Raw genomic sequence first — 6000 nt, 5'->3', positions numbered from 1 at the left:
GGCCCGGGCCGTCCCCGCCCACCGGCACAATCGCCTCATCCCACCGGCGAGAAGTCCCGTGACCCGATGAACTCCGGGCGCCTGGCCGGCGCCGCGAACGGTTCCTCGGCGGCGTTCTCCACACTGTTGAAGACGATGAAGACATTGCTGCGCGGGTACGGGGTGATGTTGTCCCCCGAGCCGTGCATGCAGTTGCAGTCGAACCAGGTCGCCGAACCGGCCGGACCCGTGAAGAGCCGGATGCCGTGCCGATCGGCCATCCTGGTCAGCGCCTGGTCGGACGGGGTGCCGGCGTCCTGCATCCTCAGAGACTTCTTGTAGTTGTCCTTCGGTGTCCTGCCCGCGCACCCGAGGAACGACTTGTGCGAACCGGGCATGATCATCAGCCCGCCGTTGGTGTCGTGGTTCTCGGTCAGCGCGATCGACACGGACACCGCCCGCATGTGCGGCAGACCGTCCTCGGCGTGCCAGGTCTCGAAGTCCGAGTGCCAGTAGAACCCCGAAGCGCCGAAGCCCGGCTTGACGTTGATCCGCGACTGGTGGACGTACACGTCCGAGCCGAGGATCTGGCGGGCCCGGCCCACCACCCGCTCGTCGCTGACCAGCCGGGCGAAGACCTCGCTGATCCGGTGGACCTCGAAGACCGAGCGGATGTCCTGCGACGTCGGCTCGATGATCGAGCGTTCGTCGGCCCGGACCGCGGGATCGGCGATCAGTCGGTCGAGCTCGGCCCGGTAGCCGTCGACCTCGGCGGGTGTGATCAGCTCGTCGACGGTGAGGAAGCCGTCACGCTCGAAGCCCTGCAGGTCCTTCACGGCGACCGGGCCCGGGGTGCCGGGCGCCGACCAGATGACCGGGTCCTGGCGGGGCGTGATCAGCTCGGCGGAACCCCGGGTGGGGTAGAGGTCGGCGCGTACATCGGTGGTCATCGTTCAGCCCTCCTCGGTCAGCAGGGGATAGACGCCGTTCTCGTCGTGGTCCTCCCGTCCGGTGACGGGAGGGTTGAAGACGCAGACGCAGCGGAAGTCGGTCTTCGGGCGCAGCGTGTGGTGCTCGTGCCCGTTCAACAGATACATCGTGCCGGGGGAGATCCAGTGCTTCTCGCCGGTCTCGTCGTTGGTGAGCTCGGCCTCGCCCTCGGTGCACAACACGGCCTCGATGTGGTTCGCGTACCACATCGACGTCTCCGTGCCGGCGTACAGCACGGTTTCGTGGAGCGAGAAGCCCACCTTCTCCTTGGCGAGCACGATGCGCTTGCTCTCCCAGGTGCCGGAGGCGGCCTTCACATGCCGGTCGGTGTTCTCGATGTCACTGAACGATCGGACGATCACGGTGAGTCGGTGCCTTTCTCTTCGGTGTCTCTGCGCGCCGGGGTGTCAGGCGGTTTCGCGGACGCTGCGGGCCAGCGTGCGCAGGCCTTCGTCCAGTTCCTCGGGGGTGACGGTCAGGGCCGGCAGCAGCTTCACGACCTCGCTCTGCGGACCGGAGGTCTCCACGAGCAGCCCCAGTTCGAAGGCGCGGGCGCAGACCGCGGCGGCGCGCGAAGCGTCGGTGAACTCCAGCCCCCAGACCAGGCCGCGGCCGCGGAACCGGGCGCCGAGCGGGGCGTGTTCGTCGCAGATCGCCAGCAGTGCCTGCTCGATCTGTTCGCCGCGGGCCAGGGTCTGCTTCTCCATCTGGCCGTCCGCCCAGTAGGCGTCGAGAGCGGCGGCGGCGGTGACGAACGCGGGATTGTTGCCGCGGAAGGTGCCGTTGTGCTCGCCCGGTCCCCAGATGTCCAGCTCCGGGCGGAACAGGCAGAGCGACATGGGCAGTCCGTAACCACTGATGGACTTCGACAGGGTGACGATGTCCGGCGTGATGCCGGCCTCCTCGAACGAGAAGAACGCGCCCGTACGGCCGCAGCCCATCTGGATGTCGTCGACGATCAGCAGCATGTCGCGGCGGCGGCACAGATCGGCCAGCGACCGCAGCCACTCGGGCCGCGCCACATTGATGCCGCCCTCGCCCTGCACCGTCTCGACGATCACGGCGGCGGGCTGGTTGAGACCCGACCCCTGGTCCTCGAGGAGCCGCTCGAACCAGAGGAAGTCCGGGACTTGGCCGTCGAGATAGTTGTCGAACGGCATCGGCGTGCCATGCACCAGCGGGATACCGGCCCCGGCCCGCTTGAAGGCGTTGCCGGTGACGGCGAGCGAGCCGAGCGACATGCCGTGGAAGGCGTTGGTGAACGAGACGACCGACTCGCGTTCCTTCACCTTGCGGGCCAGCTTCAGCGCGGCCTCGACCGCGTTGGTGCCCGTGGGGCCTGGGAACATCACCTTGTACGGAAGGTCGCGAGGGCGCAGCACCACGTTCTGGAAGGTCTCCAGGAAGGAGCGTTTCGCGGTGGTCGCCATGTCGAGGCCGTGGGTGATGCCGTCGCGCTCGATGTAGTCGATCAACGCACGCTTCAGCACCGGGTTGTTGTGGCCGTAGTTGAGGGATCCGGCACCGGCGAAGAAGTCGAGGTACGTGTGGCCGTCCTCGTCGGTCAGCCGGGAGCCCTGTGCACGGTCGAACACGGCGGGCCAGCCGCGGCAGTAGCTCCGCACCTCCGACTCCAGGGTCTCGAAGACGCTCAGGGCGGGCGGGGTGATGGTCACAGGGGATCTCCTGCTTGAGGGGGGTGGGAGGGCGGCGCTGCGGTCTTCGCCGCGCTCAGGCGTGGAACGGACCGATGCGGTAGAGCACTTCCGGCAGGTGCGTTCCCTCGGGGAACAGCCCGCCGTCGAACAGCACTTCGCGCTCCAGAGCCACGTCATGGCGGAGTGCGTAGGAGGTGAACAGCCGGTCGGACGCGGTGTTGTCCGGGGTGACGGTGGTCTCGACGGAGGCCAGGCCCTGCACTGCGGCGACCCGCGCGGTCAGCGAGTCCAGCAGTTTGGCGGCCAGCCCGGTCCCGCGGTGGCCGTGGTCGACGGCCACCTGCCAGACGACGAGCGTCTCGGGGCGGTCGGGCCGGATGTATCCCGTCACGAAGGCGACCGGTTCGCCGGTCTCGTCGCGGGCGACCACGGAGGTCGCGGCGAAGTCACGGCACCACAGCAGATAGCTGTACGAGGAGTTGAGGTCCAGGACCTCGGAGTCACGGGCGATACGCCAGATCGCGGCTCCGTCCTCCACTCGCGGGGTGTCGATGGTGAGGAATTCGCTTCGGGCACGTGCAAAATCTGCTGGTGCGGCGGTCATGCGAATTGAATTTACCCAGCAAATTCTGAAATTGCATCGACGCAGAGGGTTGGGTGGAACTGGCCCGTGTGTTATCACGCGGGCGCGTGCCCCGGCGCGAGGCGGTGAATATTCCTGCCGGTATGTCCGTCATTTATCCGGCAAATCTTCCCCGGATGTGGAGTCGGTCACAGAGTCGTAACTCTCCGGAGGCGTGGTCGAATTGTGTCGATCAGTGCTTTCGAAACTTCCGGGTTTAGGGTCCGGGAAAGCGGGCAAAAGAATGCGGGGAGCTGTTCTGAATTAACAGCTCCCCGCATTGATGAATTCGTGACGGGCCGCCGCCGGATCCCGGATGGCTGACCCTTCTGAATTTATTCGCTCGGCCAGGTTTCCGTAACGGCCCTGCGGGCAGCTTCGAAGTCGACCGGCCGGCCCTCGTCGGCCAGCGCCGCCCCCAGAGCCGCGAGCGAGGACTGCACCGCGCCCCGCGTCGCGTCCACACCGTAGTGATTGACCCGGATCATCTCCTTGGACAGTGCCCCGCCGCCCGCGATCAGCGGCAGCGACGGGTCGGCCGCAAGTGCCTTGGCGACCAGCCCGGCGGCGTCGATCCCCGCCGGGGCGCGCAGCGTCGTGGCGACCGGCGCCGCGTCCCGCGCCTCGTGCACGTACGGCGCCAGTCCGCCGCTGAGCGCCACCGCGCCCGCCCGCGTCGCCGCGGCGGCCGCCGCGTGCCGGGCCATCAGAGGCTCCAGCCCCTCCGCCTCGATCCGCTCCACGCACGCCTCCAGCGCCAGCATCTCCAGCTGTGCGGGGGCGTGCAGGAGCGCCTTGCGGCCGCCGTCGATCCAGCGCTCCTTCCAGTCCAGGAGCGAGAGGTACGAGTGGCGGGGGGCCTCGGGGTTGGCGGCGATCCGTTCCCAGGCGCGCCCGCTCACCGACACCGCCGACACCCCGGCCGGGCCGCCCATCGCCTTCTGTGCGCCGATCACGCACAGGTCGACGCCCCACAGGTCCGGCAGCAGCGGCTCGGCGCCCACCGAGGCGACGGCGTCCAGCATGAACAGCGCCCCGTGAGCCCGGACGACCTCACCGATCTCCGCGACCGGGTTGGTGTTGCCGGTCGCCGCCTCCGCGTGGACCAGCGAGACGAAGTCGATCTCCGGGTGCGCGGCGAGCGCCTGCGCGACCTGGTCGGCGGTGACCGCCGTGTGGAACGGCACCGACAGGTCGATGACATTGGCACCGCAGTCGCGCAGCCAGTTCCCGAAGGTCTGCCCGTACGGCCCCGTGACCACGTTCAGTGCGGTCGAACCGGGCCGGGCGCCGCCCCGGATGCAGCCTTCGAGCGGAAGCAGCGCCTCGCCCTGCATGATGACGACGTCCTGCTCGGTGGCGAGGAGCCCGGCCACCCGGCGTTCGATGGCGGCGAAGTGCGCGGCGGTGAGCGGGGCGAGGTCGAGGAAGGGGTGCGTCACGGTGGTGCTCTCTTCGGATCGGGTCGGCCTGCGGTTCGGCGTACGAACAGCGCTTCCGTCGAGAGTACCGAGGCCGTCATCGGCAGCCTCGTACAGTGCTGCCATGAGTGATCACACGGTGCAGCCCGTGCTGCATGTGAAGGGGCGGGTACTCGTCGGTCCCGACGACGTACGGGACGAGCTGTGGGCCGTCGACGGGCGGATCTCGTACGAGCGGCCGCCCGGCGCGGACGCGGCGCAGACCGTCACCGGCTGGGTGCTGCCGGGCCTCGTGGACGCCCACTGTCACGTGGGGCTCGATCACCACGGCCCGGTCGACGCCGCCACGAGCGAGAAGCAGGCGCTCACCGACCGGGAGGCCGGCACGCTGCTCATCAGGGATGCCGGATCGCCCTCCGACACCCGGTGGATCGATGACCGCGAGGACCTTCCCAAGATCGTCCGGGCCGGACGCCATATCGCCAGGACCCGCCGGTACATCCGGAACTACGCCCATGAGATCGAGCCGGGCGACCTCGTCGCATACGTCGCACAGGAGGCGCGGCGCGGCGACGGCTGGGTCAAGCTGGTCGGCGACTGGATCGACCGGGACGCCGGTGACCTGACCGCCTGCTGGCCGCGCGGCGAGGTCGAGGCGGCCATCGCCGAGGCGCACCGGCTCGGCGCCCGGGTCACCGCGCACTGCTTCGCCGAGGCCGCTCTCACTGATCTCGTCGAGGCCGGGATCGACTGCATCGAGCATGCGACGGGCCTGACCGAGGACACCATCCCGCTCTTCGCCGAGCGCGGTGTCGCGATCGTCCCGACGCTGGTCAACATCGCCACGTTCCCGGACCTCGCGGCCGGCGGCGAGGCCAAGTTCCCTCGCTGGTCGGCGCATATGCGGCAGCTGTACGAGCGTCGCTACGACACCGTGCGCGCGGCGTACGACGCGGGCGTGCCGGTCTACGTCGGCACCGACGCGGGCGGTTCGCTGGCCCATGGTCTGGTGGCGGCGGAGGTCGCCGAACTGGTCACGGCGGGCATCCCGCCCCGCGAGGCGCTCTCGGCGACTGCCTGGGGTGCGCGCGCCTGGCTCGGGCGGCCGGGTCTTGAGGAGGGCGCCCCGGCGGATCTGGTGGTGTACGAGGAGGACCCGCGAGCGGATGTACGGGTGCTGGCGGCGCCGCGCCATGTGGTGCTGAACGGCCGTGTGATCGGCTGACGCCGCCGCGGTGCCGCGTTGACAGTCAGTGACCGAATGGGGCTCGCGTTCGTTGAAGCACCTCGGCACACACCCCGGCGCGGTCGGCCGGCTCCTCGCACACGC

The 6000-nt window shown here is 69.4% G+C and carries 6 protein-coding genes; 1 reads left to right on the top strand and 5 read right to left on the bottom strand.

Annotation, left to right across the window (positions count from 1 at the left end):
* Window positions 1–35 precede the first annotated feature (35 nt).
* From thpD to ACFU6I_RS28510, 5 genes are all read right to left on the bottom strand, one after another.
* On the bottom strand, window positions 36–929 hold the full coding sequence (gene thpD / locus ACFU6I_RS28530) for an ectoine hydroxylase (protein WP_384371839.1): 894 nt from the start codon (window positions 927–929) through the stop codon (window positions 36–38).
* Window positions 930–932: 3 nt separating this feature from the next.
* The gene (locus ACFU6I_RS28525; RefSeq protein WP_037691652.1) at window positions 933–1331 is read right to left on the bottom strand and encodes an ectoine synthase; all 399 of its coding nucleotides are present in this window, start codon (window positions 1329–1331) and stop codon (window positions 933–935) included.
* Between the two features lie 45 nt (window positions 1332–1376).
* A complete protein-coding gene (gene ectB, locus ACFU6I_RS28520) occupies window positions 1377–2645 on the bottom strand; it encodes a diaminobutyrate--2-oxoglutarate transaminase (protein ID WP_384371837.1) in 1269 nt (422 codons plus the stop codon).
* Window positions 2646–2700: 55 nt separating this feature from the next.
* Window positions 2701–3165, bottom strand: a complete 465-nt coding sequence (ectA, locus tag ACFU6I_RS28515; protein ID WP_384371847.1) for a diaminobutyrate acetyltransferase — start codon at window positions 3163–3165, stop codon at window positions 2701–2703.
* Window positions 3166–3584: 419 nt separating this feature from the next.
* Window positions 3585–4691 carry a pyridoxal-phosphate-dependent aminotransferase family protein gene (locus tag ACFU6I_RS28510; protein WP_384371845.1) on the bottom strand — a complete coding sequence of 369 codons (1107 nt, stop codon included), beginning with the start codon at window positions 4689–4691 and terminating at the stop codon, window positions 3585–3587.
* Between the two features lie 103 nt (window positions 4692–4794).
* On the opposite strand from ACFU6I_RS28510, the gene ACFU6I_RS28505 reads away from it, so the two are divergent.
* Complete coding sequence (locus ACFU6I_RS28505; protein WP_384371835.1) at window positions 4795–5895, top strand: amidohydrolase family protein; 1101 nt, start codon at window positions 4795–4797, stop codon at window positions 5893–5895.
* The last annotated feature ends 105 nt before the right edge of the window (window positions 5896–6000 follow it).

Source organism: Streptomyces sp. NPDC057486, from assembly GCF_042802415.1.
GTDB classification, from domain to species: domain Bacteria; phylum Actinomycetota; class Actinomycetes; order Streptomycetales; family Streptomycetaceae; genus Streptomyces; species Streptomyces yanii.
Note: the sequence above shows the minus strand (reverse complement) of the source record. Positions and strands in the feature narration are given on the sequence as shown.

Coding starts and splice junctions, on each gene's coding strand:
- thpD (WP_384371839.1), bottom strand. CDS start 929: ATGACCACCGATGTACGCGCCGACCTCTACCCCACCCGGGGTTCCGCC.
- ACFU6I_RS28505 (WP_384371835.1), top strand. CDS start 4,795: ATGAGTGATCACACGGTGCAGCCCGTGCTGCATGTGAAGGGGCGGGTA.